Source organism: Enterococcus sp. MSG3299 (assembly GCF_050555765.1).
Lineage (GTDB): Bacteria > Bacillota > Bacilli > Lactobacillales > Enterococcaceae > Enterococcus > Enterococcus faecalis.
On the sequence record NZ_CP187869.1, the window covers coordinates 1,193,687 to 1,217,508 of the forward strand.

General features: G+C 38.4%; 22 protein-coding genes. All 22 read left to right on the top strand.

The window, feature by feature from the left end; translation table 11 throughout:
- Positions 1-111: 111 nt before the first annotated feature.
- The 22 genes from alaS (at position 112) to IGL23_RS06015 (ending at position 23,704) form a co-directional block, all read left to right on the top strand.
- Positions 112-2,754 (top strand): alanine--tRNA ligase, encoded by a 2,643-nt coding sequence (gene alaS / locus IGL23_RS05910; protein ID WP_033595258.1) that lies wholly within the window; start codon positions 112-114, stop codon positions 2,752-2,754.
- Positions 2,755-2,956: 202 nt separating this feature from the next.
- On the top strand, positions 2,957-3,673 hold the full coding sequence (locus IGL23_RS05915; RefSeq protein ID WP_002360431.1) for a tRNA (adenine(22)-N(1))-methyltransferase: 717 nt from the start codon (positions 2,957-2,959) through the stop codon (positions 3,671-3,673).
- Entirely contained in the window at positions 3,657-4,775 is a 1,119-nt protein-coding gene (locus tag IGL23_RS05920) for a Nif3-like dinuclear metal center hexameric protein (RefSeq protein ID WP_033595256.1), read from the top strand. The genes IGL23_RS05915 and IGL23_RS05920 overlap by 17 nt, the downstream gene beginning before the upstream one ends.
- Before the next feature lie 29 nt (positions 4,776-4,804).
- On the top strand, positions 4,805-6,034 hold the full coding sequence (gene pepT, locus IGL23_RS05925) for a peptidase T (RefSeq protein WP_430619685.1): 1,230 nt from the start codon (positions 4,805-4,807) through the stop codon (positions 6,032-6,034).
- A gap of 145 nt (positions 6,035-6,179) precedes the next feature.
- A complete protein-coding gene (locus IGL23_RS05930; protein ID WP_002360427.1) occupies positions 6,180-6,446 on the top strand; it encodes a DUF1294 domain-containing protein in 267 nt (88 codons plus the stop codon).
- Positions 6,447-6,465: 19 nt separating this feature from the next.
- On the top strand, positions 6,466-7,494 hold the full coding sequence (locus tag IGL23_RS05935) for a lysylphosphatidylglycerol synthase transmembrane domain-containing protein (protein ID WP_002360426.1): 1,029 nt from the start codon (positions 6,466-6,468) through the stop codon (positions 7,492-7,494).
- 140 nt (positions 7,495-7,634) lie between these two features.
- The gene (gene mobA / locus IGL23_RS05940) at positions 7,635-8,210 is read left to right on the top strand and encodes a molybdenum cofactor guanylyltransferase (RefSeq protein WP_002361748.1); all 576 of its coding nucleotides are present in this window, start codon (positions 7,635-7,637) and stop codon (positions 8,208-8,210) included.
- A 15-nt stretch (positions 8,211-8,225) separates the two neighbouring features.
- Positions 8,226-9,050, top strand: coding sequence for a formate/nitrite transporter family protein (locus IGL23_RS05945; RefSeq protein WP_002366617.1), 825 nt, complete (start codon positions 8,226-8,228; stop codon positions 9,048-9,050).
- The gene (locus IGL23_RS05950; protein WP_002363879.1) at positions 9,040-9,621 is read left to right on the top strand and encodes a hypothetical protein; all 582 of its coding nucleotides are present in this window, start codon (positions 9,040-9,042) and stop codon (positions 9,619-9,621) included. Before IGL23_RS05945 ends, IGL23_RS05950 begins: the two co-directional genes overlap by 11 nt.
- Positions 9,609-10,097 carry an NAD(P)H-dependent oxidoreductase subunit E gene (locus tag IGL23_RS05955; protein WP_002357722.1) on the top strand — a complete coding sequence of 163 codons (489 nt, stop codon included), beginning with the start codon at positions 9,609-9,611 and terminating at the stop codon, positions 10,095-10,097. Before IGL23_RS05950 ends, IGL23_RS05955 begins: the two co-directional genes overlap by 13 nt.
- Before the next feature lie 11 nt (positions 10,098-10,108).
- Positions 10,109-11,407 carry a complex I 51 kDa subunit family protein gene (locus IGL23_RS05960; RefSeq protein ID WP_002394421.1) on the top strand — a complete coding sequence of 433 codons (1,299 nt, stop codon included), beginning with the start codon at positions 10,109-10,111 and terminating at the stop codon, positions 11,405-11,407.
- 2 nt (positions 11,408-11,409) lie between these two features.
- The gene (gene fdhF, locus IGL23_RS05965) at positions 11,410-14,130 is read left to right on the top strand and encodes a formate dehydrogenase subunit alpha (RefSeq protein WP_033595254.1); all 2,721 of its coding nucleotides are present in this window, start codon (positions 11,410-11,412) and stop codon (positions 14,128-14,130) included.
- Positions 14,131-14,147: 17 nt separating this feature from the next.
- Positions 14,148-15,350 carry a molybdopterin molybdotransferase MoeA gene (locus tag IGL23_RS05970; protein WP_033595252.1) on the top strand — a complete coding sequence of 401 codons (1,203 nt, stop codon included), beginning with the start codon at positions 14,148-14,150 and terminating at the stop codon, positions 15,348-15,350.
- A gap of 262 nt (positions 15,351-15,612) precedes the next feature.
- Entirely contained in the window at positions 15,613-16,122 is a 510-nt protein-coding gene (moaC, locus tag IGL23_RS05975; protein ID WP_033595250.1) for a cyclic pyranopterin monophosphate synthase MoaC, read from the top strand.
- Positions 16,119-17,093, top strand: a complete 975-nt coding sequence (gene moaA, locus IGL23_RS05980; protein WP_080279908.1) for a GTP 3',8-cyclase MoaA — start codon at positions 16,119-16,121, stop codon at positions 17,091-17,093. The genes moaC and moaA overlap by 4 nt, the downstream gene beginning before the upstream one ends.
- A gap of 2 nt (positions 17,094-17,095) precedes the next feature.
- Positions 17,096-17,530 (top strand): MOSC domain-containing protein, encoded by a 435-nt coding sequence (locus IGL23_RS05985; RefSeq protein WP_002357714.1) that lies wholly within the window; start codon positions 17,096-17,098, stop codon positions 17,528-17,530.
- On the top strand, positions 17,523-18,005 hold the full coding sequence (locus IGL23_RS05990; protein WP_033595246.1) for a MogA/MoaB family molybdenum cofactor biosynthesis protein: 483 nt from the start codon (positions 17,523-17,525) through the stop codon (positions 18,003-18,005). The genes IGL23_RS05985 and IGL23_RS05990 overlap by 8 nt, the downstream gene beginning before the upstream one ends.
- A gap of 3 nt (positions 18,006-18,008) precedes the next feature.
- The gene (locus IGL23_RS05995) at positions 18,009-18,980 is read left to right on the top strand and encodes a molybdopterin-binding protein (RefSeq protein ID WP_033595244.1); all 972 of its coding nucleotides are present in this window, start codon (positions 18,009-18,011) and stop codon (positions 18,978-18,980) included.
- Positions 18,981-18,998: 18 nt separating this feature from the next.
- A complete protein-coding gene (gene modA, locus IGL23_RS06000; RefSeq protein WP_002360416.1) occupies positions 18,999-19,799 on the top strand; it encodes a molybdate ABC transporter substrate-binding protein in 801 nt (266 codons plus the stop codon).
- 8 nt (positions 19,800-19,807) lie between these two features.
- Positions 19,808-20,479, top strand: coding sequence for a molybdate ABC transporter permease subunit (modB, locus tag IGL23_RS06005; protein ID WP_010828167.1), 672 nt, complete (start codon positions 19,808-19,810; stop codon positions 20,477-20,479).
- Positions 20,476-21,480 carry an ATP-binding cassette domain-containing protein gene (locus IGL23_RS06010; protein ID WP_033595242.1) on the top strand — a complete coding sequence of 335 codons (1,005 nt, stop codon included), beginning with the start codon at positions 20,476-20,478 and terminating at the stop codon, positions 21,478-21,480. Before modB ends, IGL23_RS06010 begins: the two co-directional genes overlap by 4 nt.
- Positions 21,481-21,601: 121 nt before the next feature.
- Complete coding sequence (locus IGL23_RS06015; protein WP_033595240.1) at positions 21,602-23,704, top strand: heavy metal translocating P-type ATPase; 2,103 nt, start codon at positions 21,602-21,604, stop codon at positions 23,702-23,704.
- Positions 23,705-23,822: the final 118 nt, after the last annotated feature.

Sequence of the window (23,822 nt, forward strand, 5' to 3'; positions counted from 1 at the left end):
TACCGCGAGCAATCGTCCTTGACTGCAATGGTGTTTTTTGTGTTCACAATCTGCCACTTAAGAGGGTACAAAATATAAATAGTTAATTATTAATAGAAAGTAGGAAAATCAATGAAAGAATTAACAAGTAGTCAAGTTCGTCAAATGTATTTAGACTTCTTTAAGTCTAAAGGACATTCAGTAGAACCAAGTGCTTCTTTAGTACCAGTAAACGATCCAACATTATTATGGATTAACTCTGGTGTTGCAACCTTGAAAAAATATTTTGATGGCTCTGTTGTGCCAGAAAATCCAAGAATTACGAATGCTCAAAAATCTATTCGTACAAATGATATTGAGAATGTTGGGAAAACGGCTCGTCATCATACAATGTTTGAAATGTTAGGGAACTTCTCAATTGGAGATTATTTTAAAAATGAAGCGATTCACTGGGCTTGGGAATTTTTAACTGGTGCTGAATGGCTTGCTTTTGACCCAGAAAAATTATATGTGACTGTTTATCCGAAAGATACAGAAGCAAAACGCATTTGGCGTGATGAAGTTGGTTTATCTGAAGATCATATTATTGATGTAGAAGATAACTTCTGGGATATCGGTGCTGGTCCAAGTGGTCCAGATACGGAAATCTTTTATGATCGCGGCGAAGAATTTTTAGATATTCCAGAAGATGATCCAGAAAATTATCCTGGTGGCGAAAATGAACGCTATTTAGAAATTTGGAACTTAGTGTTCTCTGAATTTAATCATACACCAGAAGATACGTACGAACCATTACCACATAAAAACATTGATACGGGCATGGGCTTGGAACGTGTTGTATCTATCATTCAAGATGCACCAACAAATTTTGAAACTGATTTATTTATGCCAATCATTCATGCGGTAGAAGCTTTAGGAACCAACGTAAAATATGGAGATGCACCACAAACGGATGTTTCCTTTAAAGTGATTGCTGACCATATTCGTGCTTTATCCTTTGCAATTGGTGATGGTGCGCTTCCTTCAAATGAAGGTCGTGGCTATGTGTTACGTCGTTTATTACGTCGTGCGGTAATGCACGGGAAAAAATTAGGCATTAATGAAGCCTTTTTATACAAATTAGTGCCTGTTGTTGGCGAAATCATGGTAAGCTACTATCCAGAAGTATTACAACAAAAAGACTTCATCGAAAAAGTGGTTCGGACAGAAGAAGAACGTTTCCATGAAACCATCAATGAAGGTTTGAGCATGTTAAATGAGGTTATTAAAGAAGTTAAAGATGCAAAAGGCGATACATTAGATGGAAAAATTATCTTCAAACTTTATGATACTTTTGGCTTCCCGGTAGAATTAACGGAAGAAGTTGCGGAAGATGAAGGCTTGAAAGTCGATCATGCTGGGTTTGAAACAGAAATGGAAGCACAGCGTGAACGCGCTCGTTCTGCCCGCAGTAAAGAAACTTCAATGGGTGTTCAATCTGCTTTATTAACAGATATTAAAGTAGAAAGTAAATTTGTTGGCTATACAGAATTAACACATGATAGTGAATTATTTGTTATTATTCAAGGTGACGCACTAGTAAATGAAGCATCTGCAGGAACAGCCGAATTAATTTTTGCTGAAACACCATTTTATGCTGAAATGGGTGGACAAATTGCTGACCGCGGCTATGTAAAAAATACCGCAGGGGAAGTCGTTGCCAACGTGGTGGATGTGAAAAAAGCACCAAACGGTCAATTTTTACACAAAGTAGAAGTTTTGGCGCCATTAGCAGAAGGTCAAATTTATCAATTGCAAGTGGACGAACGGATGCGGACACGTATTTTGAAAAACCATACGGCAACCCATTTATTGCATCGTGCTTTAAAAGATGTGTTAGGGGAGCATGCCAACCAAGCAGGCTCATTAGTTGCACCAGGACATCTACGTTTTGACTTTACTCATTTTGGGCAAGTTACATCAGAAGAACTAGCGCGGATGGAAGCCATCGTTAACGAAAAAATCTGGGAAGCTATTCCTGTTGTCACAATTGAAACAGATATTGATACAGCGAAAAACATGGGCGCAATGGCGTTATTTGGCGAAAAATATGGCAAAGAAGTCCGTGTAGTTAATATTGGGGATTACTCTATCGAATTATGTGGTGGAACACACGTTGCTAATACAGAAGATATCGGGATTTTCAAAATTGTTTCTGAATCTGGAATTGGTGCAGGAGTACGCCGTATTGAAGCAGTGACGAGTAAAGAAGCGTATCAACTTTTACAAGAAGAAGAACGTCAATTGAAAGAGATTGCTACATTAGTTAAATCACCTCAATTAAAAGAAGTGGTTATGAAAACAGAGCAATTGCAACAACAATTACGTGATCTACAAAAAGAAAACGAACAATTGGCAGGCAAATTAGCGAACCAACAAGCTGGTGACATTTTTAAAGATGTCAAAGACGTCAACGGTGTTCGTTATATTGCCGCTCAAGTCAATGTTAAAGACATGAATCAATTACGCCAATTGGCCGACCAATGGAAACAAAAAGAATTGTCTGATGTACTAGTTCTAGCAACTGCACAAGATGAAAAAGTAAGCTTGTTAGCGGCTATGACAAAAGACATGAACGAAAAAGGCTTAAAAGCCGGTGACTTAATTAAAGCAATTGCGCCAAAAGTTGGCGGTGGCGGCGGTGGTCGTCCTGATATGGCTCAAGCTGGTGGGAAAAATCCAGCAGGGATTGCGGATGCCTTAGCAGAAGTTGAAAACTGGTTGGCAAATGCCTAATTAAAAATGTTTTCCCTATTATTAATATAAGGAGAATGCTCTTTATAGCAATAATGACAGCCCTCTTCAAAGTTATGAAATTGATTTTGAAGGGGGTTCTTTTTTTTAAATGATTAAGGAGAGGAAACAGTAGATTGCACGAATGTGTAAGTTTTCATCTTCAATTGACAATGGTATAATAAGCAACGGAGGAATCAAAAATATGAATGAAAATCAATTATCAAAACGTCTCGCAACGGTTGGTGATTTAATCCCTAGAGGAAGTCGCTTAGCAGACATTGGTTCAGACCATGCTTATTTACCAGTTGCTTTAATGTTAGAAAATAAACTGTCTTTTGCTGTGGCTGGGGAAGTGGTAGAAGGACCTTATCAATCTGCCAAAACCCAAGTCAGTAAATCCAATTTGACGGATAAAATTATCGTACGTTTAGCGAACGGGCTAGATGCAATTGAACCTGAAGATCAAATAGACGTCATTAGTATTTGTGGAATGGGCGGCACATTAATCCGAGATATTTTAGAAGCTGGACGCAAAAAAAATCGTTTAACAGGGAAGGAACGCCTTGTTTTACAACCGAATATTGGTGAACCAACTTTACGCCGCTGGTTAATGGCAAACGACTACAGTATTATTGATGAAACAATCGTGGAAGAAAACCGTAAGTTGTATGAAATTATCGTAGCCGAAAAAACAGAGCAATCCGTTTCTTATACGGACCAAGAATTACTATTTGGGCCAGTTTTAATTAAAAAACAAGGACCGGTTTTTACCAAAAAATGGCAACGAGAATTAAAACAGCGCAAAACTGTTCTTGCACAACTAGCAAAAGCAAGTGGAGAACATATTGAAAAACAAGTGAAACTACAGCAAGACCAACAATTAATTGAGGAGGTGCTGGCCAATGGCTGTGAACGGTAAGACATTGATTCGACGCTTCAATGACTATTGTCCCGAGTGGCTAGCTGAAACGGGAGATCCTGTGGGCTTGCACATTGGTACGTTAGATAAACCAATTGAAAATGTGATGGTTACCTTAGATGTTCGTCCTGAGGTCGTTGCAGAAGCAATTGAGAAGCAGGTTGATTTAATTATTGCGAAACACCCACCTATTTTCCGCCCAGTTAAGCGATTAACCACAGATAATTTTCAAGAAAAAATGTACGCTGATTTATTAAAACACGATATTGCTGTTTACGCAGCGCATACTAATATGGATATTATTGACAATGGGCTAAATGATTGGTTTTGTGAATTATTGGGAATTAAACAGACCACCTTTTTAACTAAAACACATACTGTTCCTTATAAAAAATTAGCCGTTTTTGTGCCAATTGATGAAGCTCCGCAAATGAGAGAAGCTTTAGGTCTAGCTGGCGCTGGAGCTCAAGGTGATTATTCTAAAACAAGTTACTCTTTAATTGGAACAGGACGTTTTACACCAACACAAGGAGCAAATCCCACGATTGGCGAAATTGGTCAAGAAAGTGTCGTCCAAGAAGCAAAAATCGAAGTGATTTTCCCCGAAACTAAGCAAGAACAAGTTCTTGCAGCTATGTTACAGGCGCATCCTTATGAAGAACCGGCGTATGATGTTTATATCATTGAAAATCAATCAAAAGAATTTGGTTTAGGTCGGGTTGGAGTATTAGACAAGCCTGTGAGACTCTCTGATTTTGTACAGCAAGTCAAGGAAGCTTTCCAATTGGATGGCTTGCGGGTCATTGCAAAAGATGATACTAAAATGATTCAACGGGTAGCCATTTGTGGTGGAAGTGGTGAAAAGTTCTATCATGATGCATTACGTAAACAAGCCGATGTCTATATTACTGGTGATGTGTATTATCATACGGCACATGACATGATTGCTGAAGATTTACCAGTCATCGATCCTGGTCATTACATTGAAGCGCTTTGTAAGCCAAAACTTGTGGAATTAATGAATCAATGGAAACAAGAAAATGAGTGGGCTGTATCCATTTTTGAATCAGAAGCGAATACCAACCCATTTCGTTTTAAATAAAAAAATGAAGATTAAAGGAGTGTTCTTTTATGTATGAAAATTTATTACCTCGTTTTTTACGCTATGTGAAAACAGAAACACGCTCAGATGCAACTAGCACAACGACACCATCAACACAAACACAAGTAGCCTTTGCACAAACCTTAAAAAAAGAATTAGAAGAATTAGGGATGAGCGATGTTATTTATAACGAAACAAATGGTTTTGTGATTGCTACGTTACCTAGTAACGTGGAGAAAGACGTTCGTTCAATCGGCTTTATTGCCCATATGGATACGGCTGATTTTAATGCAGTGAATGTTTCTCCGCAAATTGTTGAGAACTATGACGGAGAATCAACGATTCCTTTAGATAAAGAAGGCAAATTCACTTTAAATACGAAAGACTTTCCTAACTTAAAAAATTATCGTGGTGAAACACTTATCACAACCGATGGTACCACTTTATTAGGGGCTGATGATAAATCAGGTATTGCGGAAATAATGACAGCCATGGAATATTTAATTAATCACCCAGAAATTAAACATGGTACCATTCGTGTGGCTTTCGGTCCTGACGAAGAAATTGGTGTAGGTGCCGACAAATTTGATGTCGCTCAATTTAACATGGATTTTGCTTATACAATGGATGGCGGACCAGTAGGTGAATTACAATTTGAAACGTTTAATGCGGCGCAAGCAGAAATTACAATTCAAGGGAAAAACGTTCATCCAGGAACAGCAAAAAATACAATGATTAATGCGTTACAATTAGGAATTGATTTCCATAATGCCTTACCTGCTGACGAAGTTCCAGAAAAAACAGCAGGTGAAGAAGGCTTTTATCATTTAGCAGCGTTTGCTGGAACGCCAGAAGAAGCTACAATGACGTATATTATTCGCGATCACAATCGCGAGATTTTTGAAGCACGTAAAGCTAAAATTAAAGAAATTCAGCAAACATTGAATGCACCATTTGATGAAGAACGAATCAAAGTTGATTTATTTGATCAATACTATAATATGCGAGAAGTGATTGAAAAAGATATGTCCATTGTCGAAATTGCTAAACAAGCAATGGAAGAATTGTCAATTCAACCAATTATTGAACCTGTTCGCGGTGGAACGGATGGCTCAAAAATTTCTTATTTAGGGATTCCAACACCAAATATCTTTGCTGGTGGCGAAAATATGCATGGCCGTTTTGAATTTGTTTCATTACAAGCCATGGAAAAAGCGACCAATGTGATTATTAAAATTGCTGAATTAAATGCAAAATAAATGAGGCACTCAATAGGAAAGTAAGAAAACGGGCAACCGAGAACTTACTTTCCTGTTGTAGTTTCATGAGTCGTTGAAAATTTTTTTGCAATTAGAATCAGAACAAGGTATCCTAGTACAGTAACTAGTTAGGAGGCCAGAAAGAATGCTTCAGTGGATAGTAATCATTTATTTCCTCGTCATTAATTTAGTATTGTTTAGTATGATGGGTTATGATAAAAAACAAGCAAAACGTGGGAACTGGCGTATTCCAGAACGCCGCTTATTGACGATAGGACTTGTCGGTGGCGGTCTAGGTGGGCTAATGGGACAAAAGAAATTTCATCATAAAACCCAAAAACCAGTTTTTGCATTGTGTTATTCAATTGGCGTAATCGCGATGATTAGTTGCATCTATCTAACGTTTAAGTAAGAACAAAAAAGGAGAAGCGATGAAAGGAAAAGTAAAAATTGGCTTAAATATGTTGTTAATGATTATCGTTTTAGGCGTAATCTTTTATGTCATGGATAATTCATTAAGTGATATTTTTGCTCAACTGATGGAAACGAGTTGGCTGGTGCTGATTGCTGTTATTTTTTTTGGAGTAGTTTATCAATTTGCAGAAGGGCGCTCAATCAAGGAAATAGCTCGTTATTTTAACAAAGACTTTACAACAGTGGATGGTTTTTTTACTTCTTGTTATGTAGCATTTTATCGGATTATTTCATTTGGCACGGGAACCTTGCTTTCAGAAATTTATTTTTATAAGAAAAAGGGAATTCCTGTTTCTAAAAGTGTGGGGATAACGGCATTACATATGATTATGTACAAAGCAGCCGTGATTTTTTTAGCAATTATTGGTTTGATTATTCAATTTTCCCTGTTTTATGAAAATGCGCCTAAGATGATTCCATTCATTTTAGCAGGTGTTATTTTAACATTAGTAATAATTGCAGCATTACTTATTTTATCTAGTAGCTTAAAGTTGCAAGTTTTATTGGTTAAGTTTGCCAATCGTTGGTTTAAACGACCAAAACTAAGAGATTGGGTGGATAATTGTAATTTACAAATCTATTCCTTGCGGGCAGCTGTCCAAACAATTACACAAGATCGCTCAGCGTTGCTTCGAATCTTTTCATGGAATGTATTTAAATTATTATTTTGGTACATTATTCCTTACATTGTTTTAGTAGAAAATCACCCGAATATTGATTTATTATTAGTGATGTCCTTTACCAGTTTTGCTGTTATTCTTTCAGGAGTTATTCCGACACCTGCTGGCATTGGTCCATTTGAATTTGTTTACTTATTGTTGTTTAAACCATTGGTCGGCAATGTTGATGCCGTAGCATCTGTTTTACTGTATCGATTTGGTAGCTTTGTGTTACCCTTTTTGATTGGCTTGGTTTATGTCGCCATTGAGAAACGAAAATCATTACGCATTGAGATTGAAGAAATAAAACGTCAAACAGATGAATAAGGTAGAACGAGAAAAAGAGTCGCTCTTTTTCTCGTTCTTTTTTTTTAAAAGGAATTGACTTGTACGAGGGATGTCTTATAATAGACTTAATACATGACTAAAAAATATTTTTTTGAGCTAATAAAAATTATGGTAAAGGGGTGGCGAAAATTATTGCTGATTGTACAGCAGTGCTGTTATGCGGCGGGAAAAGTTCACGGATGGGATTTGATAAAGCATTATTGAAAATTCAAGGCCAATACGTGATCTTGCAAACAGCTGAAAAGTTAATGGAACTGTTCGAAGAGGTTATTTTAGTAACGAATGATAGTCAAAAATTTCCTAAGGCGTTTAGAAAATGCACAATCATTCAAGATATGTATCTTGGAAAGGGGCCATTAGGTGGGATTGTGACAGCAATGAACTATACTCAGAAAGCTGAAGTGTTTGTAATTGCCTGTGATATACCAACTTTTTCTCCTAAACTTGTGTATCAGTTAGCCTCTAAGCGTGGACAAAATCAAGTAACAATCTTTGACTTTGAAGGTCGTCAAGAACCATTATTTGGCTTTTATCGATGTTCTTGTTTACCAACATTTCAAAAACAGCTTGCGCAAAATAACTATCAGATTCGGCAAGAATTTGAGCATCTATCTGTAAAAACGGTGCAACTATCAAAAGAGAATCAACTTAAAAATGTCAATCGAAAAGAAGAATTGTCTCAGTGGTATCGATAAAAAGGAGGAATCGTAATGGATTTTTTCAGTAGTGAAGAAATAGTTGCAAGCTTAGGTGATAAGGCAAAAATGAAAGGGAAATTATCGTTTGTTCGACTCTGTATTTTAGGCATCATGGCTGGTTTTTGTATTGCACTAGGTTACTTGGCGTTTATTCGTATCACTGGAACCGCCCCCACAGAATGGGGAAGTTTTAACAACTTTCTGGGTGGAGCTTTATTTCCAGTTGGATTGATAGCGCTTACTTTTGTTGGTGGTGAGTTAGCAACAGGCAATATGATGGTAATGACATTAGGCGTATTACAGAAAAAGGTTCGAGTGGGCGCTCTTTGTTATAACTGGCTAGTTGTTTTATTGACCAATTGTCTAGGCGGATTTCTTGTGGCGTATTTATTTGGCCATATTGTTGGGTTAACCGAAGGTGCGTTTCTGGATAAAACAGTCGCAGTTGCTCAGGCGAAAATTGCTGATCCACCGCTAGTTGCTTTTGTTTCAGGGATTGGCTGTAATATTTTTGTTTGTTTAGCGGTTTATCTCGGAGCGTTGGCAAAATCATATTTAGGTAAAATGTTTGGCTTATGGTTTCCTGTCATGGTTTTCGTTGTTTGTGGGTTTCAACACGTGGTCGCCAATGCATTTATTATTCCAGCGGCAATTTTTTCACAAAGTACCACAATCAGTTGGTGGGATTATTTGCAGAATACATTATGGGTATTTTTAGGCAATGCAGTAGGGGGCAGTCTTTTTATGGCCGTACCATTGATCTTTATGACAAAACCAGCAACTGTCAAACCAAGAGTTGAGAAAACGATTCAGACGGAGGAGCTCTATGGCAATTGAGGTACCAAACATGATTCAAATTGGATCTACTGGTCGGAATAGTGGCAAAACGACATTAGCCGAAGCTCTTATTAAACAGTACCAAGAAGTCTATCCAATTTATGGCTTGAAGATTATTACGATTAGTGGTCAACGAGGGGTGTGTCAACGAGGCACAAAAGGATGCGGAATTTGTACCAGTATTACAGCTGGTTATGAATTAGTAGAAGAGCAAGAGACGATTGGCAATAAAGATACCATGAAATTATTAGCTGCAGGCTGTCAAAAAGTTTTTCTATTGAAAGTTTTTCAAGAAAATTTGGCGGAAGCCATTCAGCAATTTTTGAAAGCTGTGCCGGCCCAAGCATTAATCATTTGTGAGTCAAATTCATTACGTAATGTTGTGCAGCCAGGACTATTTCTTATGATGAATAACCAGAATCGCCAAAAAGAATCAGCAAAAAAAGTCATAGATAAAGCCGATTTTTGTTTACTATCTGCTGAAATACCAAAAGAATTGCGTATCTATTATCAAGGAGAACAACTTCAAGTTTCACTAAAAAGGGGGAATAAAAAGGAATGTGTGCATTAAGCTTAATTGAAAAAGAAGCGATTATTCTAGAAAACGATGCTGATCCACAACGAATTTTAAATATTTTAATTGAATTACAATTTGCTTCAGAAGAAGGGTATATCGATCAGGAGACAGCTCAATTAGTTGCAGAGCATCTACATTTAACGGAAGCGCGAGTCTATGAAATCGTCAGTTTTTATGCCATTTTAAAGACGGAACCGCAAGCGAAGTATGTCTTGAAGATTTGTAACAGCACACCGTGTCATTATACTGGTGGGGCGATGGTTGCCGAAGTTTTAGAAACCATTTTAGAAGTGCCAGAGAATCAGCCGACACCAGATGGCTTATTTATGTATCACAGTATTCCTTGTATCGGGGCTTGTGATTTAGGTCCAGTAATTAAAATTAAGGACACCGTTTTTAGTCAACTAACAGAAGAGAAAATTTATCAATTAATTCAACATTTACAAAATGATTGCTATGAAGGACTGTAGGAGGTGAGTCAATGCTTAAGAGAAACCAACCAATGTTATTAGAGAGAATGGGAAAAATGCAATCTGCGACCGATGTTGCTGAATATTGTAAATACGATGGATTTGATGGTTTAAAAAGAGCAATTTCACTATCGGATGAAGAAATTTTAAACGAACTTGATGTTGCTCACTTAAGAGGTCGCGGTGGAGCAGCCTATCCTTTAGGAAAAAAATGGCGCCATCTTTATCATGCAAAAGGAACCACAAAGTACATTGTTTGTAATGCTGATGAAGGCGAACCAGGGACCTTTAAGGATAAAGTACTTTTATCTGAAGATCCATTGAGTGTGATTGAAGGAATGATCATTGCTGGCTATTTATTTTCAGCAAAAGCAGGTTATATTTATATGCGAGGAGAATATCGCAGAATCCAAAAAACATTTCAAGAAGCACTCGATAATGCACGACAAGCTGGCTTTTTAGGGGAAAACATTTTAGGAATTGAAGGATTCAATTATGATATTACGATTATTTCTGGTGCTGGCGCCTATATTTGTGGGGAAAATTCAGCACTTTTAAATTCAATTGAAGGAAAAACGGGGCGGCCGCGTGTCAAACCACCACACTTAGCAGATGTTGGTTTATATTTGCAACCAACATTAGTGAATAATGTTGAATCATTTGCAAGTGTTCCCGTAATTTTACGAGAAGGTGGACAAGCCTTTTTAGAGATGGGTACTGCCGATGGTGGCGGCACAAAGCTAATTTGTTTGTCTGGACATATTAAAAATCGGGGCTTATACGAGGTCAACCTTGGAACACCATTAGAAGAAATAATTTATGGCGAGCAATACGGCGGAGGCTCTGCAACTGGTCGATCATTAAAATTTATTCACTTCGGTGGACAATCCGGTCCAATTGGTGCTGTCGCAACGTTAAGGGATTGTTTGTATTCCTACGAAGATTTATGGGCCCATGACTTATCTGTCGGCTCTGGTGCAATTGTAGTAATGGATGATTCAGTCAATGTTGTGGACTATTTAGTACACGTGGCAGCCTTTTTTGCTCATGAGTCCTGTGGTAAATGCACCCCTTGTCGATTGGGAACAACTAGGATTTTGGAATTATTGAGTAAATTCAATCGGAACGAGGCAACAGCTAGTGATTTGCCACGATTGGAAAAGATGCTCACGCATGTCACGCGATTATCAGCTTGTGGTTTGGGCCAATCCGTCGCAAATCCAATGAAGAGTGCATTGGCTTTGTTTCCAGAAGAATTTGAAACGACTGCTGAAACAGAAATCTATGCCACCAGCAAAGGAGGTTGGTAAAAATGAAAACAAAGTTGCATACGCAAACAGTTACATTGTCTATTGATAACCAAGAAGTAACTGTGCCTAAAGGGACTACCATTCTCGAAGCAGCGAAAGGGCTAGGTGTTGAAATCCCAACGCTCTGTCATTTAAAGGAATTAGCGCCTGATGGTTCTTGTCGGATGTGCGTGGTTGAGGTGGAAGGCGGCCGACGTGGTGGCTTAACAACTGCTTGTACGGCACATTGTCAAGAGGACATGGTTGTGGCAACACATTCTGAAAAAGTTGCTGATTCCAGACGTTTTATTCTTGATTTATTATTGAGTAATCATAAATTAGAATGTTTTTCTTGTGGAAAAAACGGGGATTGTCAATTACAACAGTATGCGCTAGATTATGGGATTGATGCCACTAGCTTTACCGAGGGAAAAAGAATGCCTTGCCATCAAGAAGATACCAGTAATCCATTTTTCTCTTATGATCCAGAAAAGTGTATCATGTGTCGTCGTTGTGCTCGTGTCTGTCAATTGCGGCAGGGAAGAGATGTACTTAGTATTGCTAATCGTGGCTTTGAAACAAAAATGATGCCGAGTTATGGGCAGGCGTTTGATCAATCTATCTGTGAATCATGTGGCAATTGTGTCTCTTCCTGTCCTACAGGAGCGTTAACAGCAAAAGATACGAAAGAGTACCGCAAATGGGAAACCCAGAAAATTCCTACAACTTGTCCGCATTGTGGGACAGGCTGTCAGATGAATTTACTCGTTAAAAATAATCGTTTGGTGGGTGTTGAACCCCTGGATGGACCAGCTAATAAAAATTTACTTTGTGTGAAAGGAAAATTTGCTTCATATAAATTTGTTGGGTCAGGAGATCGCTTAACGGAGCCATTAATTAAACGGAATGGCATTTTTGAACCTGCTTCTTGGGAAGAAGCCTTAACGCTTGTTTCGTCAAAATTTAACGAAATTAAAGCAGAAAACGGCGCGGATGCTCTTGCTGGTTTTTCGTGCTCTAGAGCAACAAATGAAGATAATTATGTCTTTCAAAAAATGGTGCGTGCTGCTTTTGGTACCAATAATGTTGATAACTGTGCCCGTGTTTGTCATTCGGCTTCGGTCCATGGTTTAGCCCAAACCTTAGGCTCTGGTGCGATGACCAATCCTATTGCTGATATCACTGAAGATGTCGACATGATTTTATTAGTAGGTTCCAATCCAGAAGAAGCTCATCCAGTTATTGGTGCGCAAATTCGCCAAGCTGTCCAAAGAGGAACACAAGTTGTTGTTGTTGATCCGCGGAAAATTAACTTAGTGAAGGATAGTGCACTGCATTTACAAGTTCAGGCGGGAACGAATGTCGCATTTGCTAATGGCATGATGCATGTGATTTTGAAAGAAGGTTTAGCAGATCGCCACTTTATTGAAGAACGGACAGAAGGATTTTCAGATTTAGAAAAAATGGTGGCTGATTATACGCCGGAAAAAGTCGCAGAAATTTGTCATATTCATCCAGAAGATTTAATTCAAGCAGCACGCATGTATGCAAAAGCAGAGAAAGCACCAATCATTTATTGTTTAGGCGTAACGGAACATTCGACAGGAACTGAGGGTGTTATGAGTATGTCTAATTTGGCAATGTTGGTTGGTAAAGTTGGAAAACCAGGCTGTGGTGTCAATCCTTTGCGAGGTCAAAATAATGTTCAAGGTGCTTGCGATATGGGCTGTATGCCTTATGATTTCCCAGGCTATCAAAAAGTCAATAATCCAGAAGTAATCGACAAATTTGAAAAAGCTTGGCATGTGCCGTTAAATCGAAACACAGGTTTAACTTCTACTAAAGTCTTGCCAGCAGCAGCGGCAGGAAACGTCAAAGGCCTTTATATTTTTGGAGAAGATCCAATTGTTACGGATCCAGACACAGGACATGTTCGTCAAGCTTTAGAAAGTTTAGACTTTTTAGTTGTTCAAGAATTATTTATGACAGAAACGGCTGCTTATGCAGATGTCGTTTTACCAGGCATCAGTTATGCAGAAAAAGACGGGACATTTACAAATACAGAACGGCGCGTGCAAAGAGTTCGTAAAGCTGTTGAACCAAGGGGGCAAGCGCGAGAAGACTATGAAATTTTTTGTGAAGTCATGACACGAATGGGCTATCCTTGTGCGTATGAATCTGCAAAAGAAATTATGGAAGAAATTTCAGCTGTGACGCCTTCGTTTGGTGGAATTAATTATGAACGATTAGAGAAGGAGAGCTTACAATGGCCTTGTCGGAGCTTGACAGATCCAGGCACGCCGATTATGCATGTGGGCAGTTTTGCTCGTGGGAAAGGTTTATTTAAAGCAATTCCGTATAAACAAGCACAAGAATTACCAGATGAAGAGTACCCGTATTTAATGTCGACAGGCCGAATGCTTTACCATTACAATACCCGAGCAATGACAGGGCGAACGGAAGGGATTAACCAAATAGCGAATCACTCTTATATTGAGATAAATGCAGTCGATGCACAAGCTCTGGGAATCCAAGAAGGTGACAAAGTTGAAGTTCATTCTCGACGTGGCAAAATCGAAACCTATGCGGCTGTCGGAAATCGAGTATTTCCGCAAGAAGTCTTTATGACATTCCACTTTCCAGATGGGAATGTTAACGAAATCACCAATGCTGTATTTGATGATATCGCCACAATTCCTGAATATAAAGTTTGTGCCGTTGCGATTAAACCAGTGAATAAATAAAAAAGGATGGTTAAAACATGATCGAGTTGGAAGAAGCACGAGAGAAAATGACCCAACATATGAAGAGTCAATGTGAAACAGAAGAAGTGGCGCTGCTTGATTCCTTGGGGCGGATTAGCGGAGAAACCATTTTTGCAGAGACAGCGATTCCTCATTTTCCTCGTGCCGGGATGGATGGGTATGCCGTTCGTGCAGTAGAAACACGAGGTGCGACTGCTGAAAGCCCAAGTTGTTTAAAAGTCGTCGGTTCTTTAGTGGCAGGGGATTCCATGTTTTATTGTAATCAGACGAATAACTGTGCGATTAAAATAACGACAGGTGCTTTTATTCCAACCGATTTTGATGCTGTAGTGCCACAAGAATGGACGGATTTTGGGCAAGACCATGTTAAAATTTTTCGCTCTGTCACTGCGGGTCAAAACTATGCGGAAATTGGAGAAGATATTGCTTTTCAGCAAAAAATTTTAGCAAAACATCAACAGATTAATAGTCGCATGATTGGTTTGTTGGCAATGCAAGGGATTGATAAAGTTGTTGTTTTGAAGCGCATGAAGGTGGGGATTTTAGCGACCGGTAGTGAGTTAGTTTCTTTGGAAGAACCACTGTCAGTTGGGAAAATTTATAATAGTAATCTCTACATGTTAGCAGCTTTTGTCAAAGCGAGTGGTAATGAAGTAATCCACCTAGACCATTGTTCAGATGACCCTGAAGAATTAGCGAATAGGCTGATTGAGATTTCACCAAAACTTGATTTATTAATTACTTGTGGTGGTGTTTCGGTAGGTGAAAAGGACAATTTACCTTTGGCGATTAAACGTATCGGAGGAACAGAGTTGTTTCATTTTGTAAATATGAAACCTGGAACCCCAGTTATGGGAAGTCAATTTCAAGAAACACTCATTTTAAGCGTTTCAGGCAATCCGTTTGCGGCAATGGTTAATTTACATCTTTTTTACTGGACATTATTAGCTACTTTTTTTAATTGTGTCGAGTTAAATCTAAAGGAACGAACAGTAATTTTAGCGCATGAATTAGCCCCCAGTAGACTACGTCGATTTTACCGAGCGAAAGAAATAGATGGCACAGTAAATTTAGTGACAAAAAGTCATCTTTCATCCAATTTATCAAATACTTTAGAAACAAATTGCCTGCTAGAACAACCAGCTGGTGTACTACTCAAAAAAGGCGCGCTTGTAAAAGTCTATTATTGGCAAACTTGATGACAACCTGACCTAAGATTAGTATGAAAGTAAGCCATCAGTCGAGTCGACTGGTGGCTTATTGCTTATCAAGTTTTAAGACTAAGACAAAAGTCTGGTCAGGCTAAGCGAAGCACGTAATTTTTGTCGCTTAACTTTTTTAACTTCGATTTCTCGCTAAAAAAAATTGTGGATGCCAGATTGTTTTTTTGATGCAAGAGTGATACACTTGAAAAAGAAGTATTGTGTAAACGTTAACAAATGTCAAATGTGAGGTGGAGAAATGGTTCAAAGTAAGGAATTTACGCACTTGAATACACAAGGAGAAGTGCATATGGTTGATATTTCGGAAAAAAATGACACTGAAAGAACAGCCCTCGCTTATGGAGAAATTCACATGTTAGAAGCGACAGCAGAAGCGATCCAGACCCAAATGATTAAAAAAGGTGAAGTATTACAGGTAGCAAGAGTCGCTGGGATTACCGCCGCAAAACGAACGTTTGAATGGATTCCTTTGTGTCATTTGGTTGCTTTGACAAAGTGTGAAATTCAGTTTAATTGGCGCAATCAAACTTGTTTAGAAGTACGTTGCTTTACAAAAACAGTGGGTTCAACTGGCGTTGAAATGGAAGCGCTAACAGGTGTGCAGACAGCACTCTTAACAATTTATGACATGTGTAAAGCAATTGATCGAGGAATGACAATGACAAACATTGGTTTATTAGAGAAAAATGGTGGACGCAGTGGTCATTTCATTCGTTCTTCAATTAAATCAAAGGAAAGTGATGAGTGAACAGCATGGAAGATGCATTTAACCGTGAAATTGATTATGTTCGTTTGTCTTTAACAGATCGTTGTGACTTACGTTGCACGTATTGCATGCCAGCAACAGGTCTTTGCTTTTTAAAAAAAGAGCAGCTTCTAACAGATGATGAGATTATTTTTTTATTGAGGATATTAGCGAAAGAAGGCATCAAAAAAGTTAAATTAACAGGTGGTGAACCGCTTGTTAGACCGAATTTACTCTCTTTAATTAAAAGGATAAAGCAAATCTCAGGCATCGAAAAAGTAACCCTAACGACTAATGGCATGAAGTTAGCTCGTGAGGCTCAAGGGTTAAAAGAGGCGGGCTTGGACGGCATTAATATTAGCTTAGACACTTTGGATCCAGAAGAATTTCGAGAAATAACAAGAGTTGGTCAGTTAAGGGATGTTCTGGCGGGCTTAGAACAAGCGATTGATGTGGGATTACCTAATATCAAAATTAATACTGTAGCTAGGAAAGAGCTAAGTGAAGCAACAATTGTAGAACTGGCTGAAATCGCTAAGAAAGAGACTGTGCATCTTCGTTTCATTGAAATGATGCCAATTGGATTAGGGAAGGAGCATCCAGGTAAGCAACAAGAAGAAGTAGAAGACATTTTAACCCAACATTATGGAACGTTACAACCATACCAAAAACCATTGGGCAATGGCCCTGCTAGTTATTACGCCTTAAAAGATTTTAAAGGAAAAATAGGTTTTATTAGTGCATTAGGGCATTGTTTTTGCGAGACGTGCAATCGGATTCGAATTACTGCAGACGGTCATTTAAAAACGTGCCTGCATTCTGCAGACGGCTACTCGTTAAAGGAAGCTTTAGCTATGGAACAAACAGCAGAATTGTTAGGGATTATCAAGAGTGGCATTGCCTGTAAGCCTGAAAAACATCTTTTCTTGGAACAACAAGGAGAACAACGATTTATGTCACAAATAGGAGGGTAAGTATGAAAACAGGAGAAATTATTGCAATAAATATTAGCCCGCGAAGAGGCACACAGAAAAAGGAAATTCCTGAAGTCAACTTAATTAAAGGTTTCGGATTAGAAAATGATGCGCACGGCGGTAATTGGCATCGACAAGTCAGTTTGTTATCTTTTGAAGAAATAACGGCTTTCAATGAAAAAGGAGCTCGGGTTGGCAATGGTGCTTTCGGGGAAAATATTATCGTCTCAGGGATTGATTTACGTCAATTACCCGTTGGAACGAAAATGAAAATAGGCGATTCTGAATTGGTGGTTACTCAAATTGGGAAAGAGTGCCATAAACACTGTCAGATATACGCGCGAGTGGGCGATTGCATCATGCCTAGAGAAGGAATCTTTGCAGTTGTTGTGACAGAAGGTCATATTAAAAAAGGAGACCAGTTAGACGTTGTTTAAAGTGGGCATTGTAACATTAAGTGATCGTTGCTTTCAAGGGCTTGCTGTCGACCAATCGGGTCCCTTGCTTCGTGAACAGTTACCTGCGCTCTACCAGGTAACTAAACAAACCATTTTACCAGATGAAGAAAATCAATTAGTAGAGCTATTGCAAGAGTGGTCTAAGACCTGTGATTTGATTTTAACGACAGGCGGCACAGGGTTGAGTGAACGGGATCGGACCCCAGAAGCTACCTTACGTGTAGCAGAGCGAATCATTCCTGGGATCAGTGAGGGCTTGCGTCAACTTAGCTTGGAAAAAACACCATTTGCTATGTTAAGTCGAGGCGTTTCTGTTCAAAGAGGACGCACGCTCATTGTTAATTTGCCTGGTAGCCCGAAAAGTGTAACAGAACATTTGCATTTTTTGTTGCCTGTTTTGCCCCACGCTTTGGATTTAATCACAAATAAAAAAATCATACATGATGAGGAATAAACCATGAAAACAATTCGAACAGAAGAGGCAGTTGGCCTTCCGTTGAGTCATGATATTACGCGAATTGACTATGGGAAGACCAAGGAAGTGTGTTTTAAAAAAGGACATATAGTTGTTCAAGAAGATATTCCAATTCTTTTATCATTAGGGAAAAAACATCTGTTTGTTTCCTTGGATCCAGCAGAAATACATGAAGAAGAGGCAGCGACATTTTTGTATAACCTGTTAACAGATGACTCATGTCAGCCGAGTGAAGTCCATGAAGGAAAAATTGTTGCTAAAGCTAGCACGAGAGGTCTTTTAAAAGTCAATCGAGAAAAATTAATTGCTTTAAATGAAATTGAAGGTCTTGCCTTGTCAACTAAAATTACCAATATAGAAGTTCAGAAAGATGAAAAAGTTGCAGCCTTTCGAGTGATTCCACTAACGATTTCTAAAAGCCAATTAGAAAAGGCACGCCAGCTCAGCACGTCTGAGCCACTAATCTCTGTGAAACCTTTCAAAAAAATACGGGTCGGGATTGTAACTACTGGCAGTGAAGTTTACACAGGATTGGTTGAGGATGCTTTTTACCCTGTGTTAAAAGCCAAGTTCTCCGCGTATCCTTTAGTTACGATTGTCAAGCAAGAAATTGTCGATGATCAGCCGCAAAAAATTACTGTTGCGATCAAAAAGATGTTAGCACAAGGGCTTGATCTGATTGTTTGTACAGGTGGTATGAGTGTAGATCCTGATGACTTGACACCGTTAGCAATTAAGCAGACAGGTGCTGAAATCGTAACCCATGGGACACCAGTCTTACCAGGCTCAATGTTTTTGCTGGCTTATAAAGGAGAGCAAACGATCATTGGCTTACCAGGTGGTGTTTTATTTTCAGAAAAAACGGTTTTTGATTTGTTGTTACCAAGATTAATGGCCAAAGAAGTGATAAAAAAATCTGAAATTATTGACTTGAGTTATGGCGGGTATTTATAAAAGAAAAGAGGCGTTCAAATGTCTAAACAAAAAAAGGCTGTGTTCTTGCTTAGTTTATTCAGTTTAGTTGCCCTAATTGCTGCATGTACAAATCAGCCGCAAAAAGAAACAGTTTCAACAAAAAAAGAAGAAATAACCCTTGCGGCAGCAGCTAGCTTAGAATCAGTCATGGAGAAGAAAATTATTCCAGCCTTTGAAAAAGAGCATCCAGATATTCAGGTAACTGGAACCTATGATAGTTCTGGAAAATTACAGATGCAAATTGAAAAAGGCCTAAAAGCCGATGTATTTTTCTCGGCTTCGACAAAACAAATGAATGCATTGGTTGCAGAAAAACTAATTAATAAAAAAAGTGTCGTTCCTTTATTGGAAAACCAGCTCGTTCTTATTGTGCCTAACCAAGATCAAGCAAAGTGGCATGATTTTTCTGATTTAAAAAAAGCCCAAATGATAGCAATTGGTGATCCTGCAAGTGTTCCAGCTGGTCAATATGCCGAAGAAGGCTTAAAAGCTTTAGGCGCTTGGTCTTATGTAGAAAAACACGCAAGCTTTGGTACGAATGTAACAGAAGTCCTTGAATGGGTGGCTAATGCAAGTGCAGAAGCTGGCTTGGTTTATGCGACAGATGCAGCAACCAATTCAAAAGTAGCGATTGTTGCGGCCATGCCTGAAGCTGCTTTGAAAAAGCCAATCATCTATCCAGTTGGTAAAGTTGCCGCCTCTAAGAAACAAAAATCAGCGGATGCTTTTTTAAATTTTTTACAGAGTCAACAATGCAGAAAATATTTTGAAAATATTGGCTTTAAGTTAACAAAGTAGGTGGGAAAATGGATGTTCGACCAATTCTTTTATCTTTTCAGACAGCAATAATCGCCATTTTATTTACTTTTGTTTTAGGAACAAGCGTTGCATATATTGTTTTTCGTTTGAAAAATCGTAAATTAAAAATTCTTTTGAATAGTTTATTTACGTTGCCATTAGTTTTACCGCCGACTGTTTTTGGTTTTTTTCTCTTAACTATTTTTGGTGTTCAGCAACCAGTGGGCCAGTTTTTACTTGATTTTTTTGCCATTCAAGTTGTTTTTTCGTGGCCAGCTACGGTTATTGCTGCCGTTGCTGTTTCATTTCCTTTAATGTATCGTTCAGCCTTAACGGCGTTTGAACAAATGGATAGTGAATTGTTGGCGGTGGCCCAGACACTCGGATTTTCGGAAAGTCGATATTTTAGAAAAATTGCGTTACCTTTGTCGATGAACGGTCTCTTGGCCGGTGGCGTGTTAGCCTTTGCCCGTGGGTTAGGCGAATTTGGAGCGACGACAATGTTAGCAGGGAATATTGCTGGCAAAACAAGAACGCTTCCTTTAGCTATCTACTCTGCTGTAGCAAGTGGGGATTGGCGCTTAGCCAATCAATATGTTGTGATTATGTTATTACTTTGCCTGATTATTTTATTTTTTACGGAATTTTTTAGTCAGCGCGCTTGGAGAAGATCGGAATGAGATTAATTGTTGATATTCAAAAAGAATTGAAAAGTCATACTTTGCAAATTCAGTTTGAGACAAAGACGCAAACAACAGGAATTTTAGGTGCTTCTGGTTGTGGCAAGAGTATGTTATTAAAATGTATTGCGGGTGTTGAGACTGCGGATAAAGGTCAGATTGTTTTAAATGATCAAGTCTTATTCGATGCTGAACAAAAGATCAATTTGTCGCCGCAACAACGAAAAATTGGTCTTTTGTTTCAACAGTATGCGTTGTTTCCTCATTTGTCGGTAGTAGAAAATCTGACGTGCGTGACAAAAGATTTACAATTGGTCACTCAATTGCTTGCATCTTTTCACTTAACTAAAATCCAACAACAATATCCTAGTCAACTTTCTGGAGGACAAAGACAGCGAGTGGCTTTTGCGCGAATGCTAGCGGCTCAGCCGGCTTACCTGTTATTAGATGAGCCATTTTCCGCATTAGATGCACCCTTAAAGGAAGAGCTGCAAATTGAACTTCAACAGCGATTAAGTAATTTAAATCAACATGCCTTAATTGTGAGTCATAGTTTAGATGAACTGTATAAGTTATGTCAGAGTTTAGTGATAATCACAAAAAACCAAACACTTTTTGGTACAACAAATCAATTATTTAACCAACCTCAAACGATTGAAGCAGCTAAACTCACTGGTTGTAAAAATATTTGGCCTGTCAAACGCATAGATGCGCACAGAGTCCAAGTGATTGGCTGGCAACAAACACTAACGGTTACACAAGAAGTTCCTATTTCTTGTCATTCTATTGGAATTCGGGCCCATGATTTCACAACAGAACCGCAGGCAACCAATCAAATCGAAGTGCATCACTTACAAACATTGTCAGCACCTTTTGAACAAAGTGCTTGGTTTCAACACCAACAAACCAAAATTTGGTGGAAAGGCAGCAATAGACTCAATCCGAAAGTTATTACTCAGTTATCCATTCCACCTACAGCAATTATGCCATTATGTCTATAAAATAGAAAAAGATTACGTGAAGCGGTTGACATATGATTGCATCTTCATTTATAATGGATTCATGAAAGGTTATTCATGTAAACGGAATAATCGCTATTATATAGGGAGTGAAGGTGTTTAAATGCAAAAGAGTTATAAACTAGAAGGACTTGATTGTGCAAGTTGTGCAGACAAAATTGAAAAATCTGTCCAAAAAATTCACGGAGTAGAAAAAGCGCGTGTGGACTTCATGGCTGAAAAAATGACACTGGAAGTTGAATCAGGACATGATTTAGAAGTCGAAAATGAAGCGCGTGCAGTGATTGGTAAGTTAGAACCAGATGTCAAAGTTATTTCTTTAAAAGATGTCAAAGAAGAAGAGGGACGTAATCCAAATAAGAATCGCTTAATTCGTATCATTATTGCATTTGTTTTATTTTTAGCACTTATTATCATTAAACCAAGTAATAATTGGGTTGCTTTGGCGTCTTATTTAGTCGTTTATGTCTTAATTGGTGGCGACATTGTCAAACGAGCGGTAACGAATATTTTTCGTGGGGAAGTGTTTGATGAAAATTTCTTAATGTCTGTGGCAACGATTGGGGCATTCTTTATTGGGGAATATCCCGAAGCTGTGGCAGTAATGTTATTCTACCAAGTCGGCGAATGGTTCCAAAGTGCTGCAGTTGATCAATCCAGAAAATCAATTGCCAAATTAATGGATATTCGTCCAGATTCAGCAAATCTTTTAGTAAATGGACAAATAAAAGCGGTCGCTCCAGATACAATTGAAATTGGGCAACAAATATTAGTGAAACCAGGTGAAAAAGTTCCGTTAGATGGCCACATTATTGATGGATCAAGCATGGTAGATACCTCTGCGTTAACTGGTGAATCCGTTCCAAGAACGGTCAAAGTCGGCGATGAAATCTTAGGTGGTTTTATCAATAAAAATGGGGCCTTGACCATTAATGTTACGAAAAAATTTGGGGATTCAACAGTTAGCAAAATTTTAGATTTAGTTGAAAATGCTAGCAGTAAAAAAGCCCCTGCAGAAAACTTTATTTCTAAATTTGCTCGTTACTATACACCAGTTGTCGTTGTTTTAGCTGTCTTATTGGCAGTGATTCCACCATTTATTTTCCCTGATACTTCTATTAATGAATGGGTTTATCGGGCATTAACGTTCTTGGTTATTTCTTGTCCATGTGCCTTAGTCATTTCTGTTCCTTTAAGTTTCTTCGGTGGAATTGGCGGAGCCAGCAAACTAGGTGTTTTAATTAAAGGAAGCAACTATTTAGAAATTTTAGCGAATACGGAAACGATTGTTTTTGATAAAACTGGTACGCTAACAAAAGGAAATTTTGTGGTTCAAAACATAACTAGTGTTGTTTTACCTGAAGAAGAGTTGTTACGTTTAACAGCAACAGCAGAACAATTATCCACTCATCCTATTGCTATTTCTATTAAAGAAAGCTATGGCAAAGAAACAGTTCCAGCAACAGCAATTGAAGAGGTTGCCGGACACGGTATCAAAGCCACAATTGAAGGCAAAACAGTTTTAGTCGGTAATGCGAAGTTAATGAGACAATTTGGTATCGAAGCACCAGAAGTGAAGGAAGCGGGAACTTTAATTTTTGTCGCTATTGATAATCAATTTGCGGGCTACTTAGTGATTGCGGATCAATTGAAACCAGACGCCATTTCAGCAATAAAAGAATTAAAAGCTGAAGGGGTCAAACAAACTGTTATGCTGACTGGAGACAATCAACAAGTTGCAGAAGCTATTGCAAAAGAAGTTGGTGTTGACAAAGTTTATGCAGAACTTTTACCAGATGGCAAAGTGGATCGTTTAGAAGAGTTGTTAAAAGCATCTTCACCTAAAAACAAAGTTGCCTTTGTTGGTGACGGCATGAATGATGCACCTGTTTTAGCCCGGGCTGATGTTGGGATTGCCATGGGTGGTTTAGGAAGTGACGCGGCAATTGAAGCTGCTGATGTGGTGATTATGAATGATGAACCAAGTCGTATCGCCTCTGCGATTAAATTATCAAGAAAAACATTGAGAATTGTTAAACAAAACATTATCTTTGCGATTGCTGTTAAAATCATTGTCTTGGCACTAGGTGCATTAGGCTTGGCTTCAATGCAAGCAGCAGTGTTTGCTGATGTTGGTGTAACTATTATCGCTGTTTTAAATGCTATGCGTTGTTTACGTGTAGAAAAGATGAAAGATAATAACTAAGCCTTAAAAAGTACAGCTGAAACAAACATTTTTAGCTGATTATCAGAGTTTGAGCGTGGGACAAAAATCACTTTGACTTTTTGTTCCACGCTTTTTCTCCTACACAATTTCTATTCGT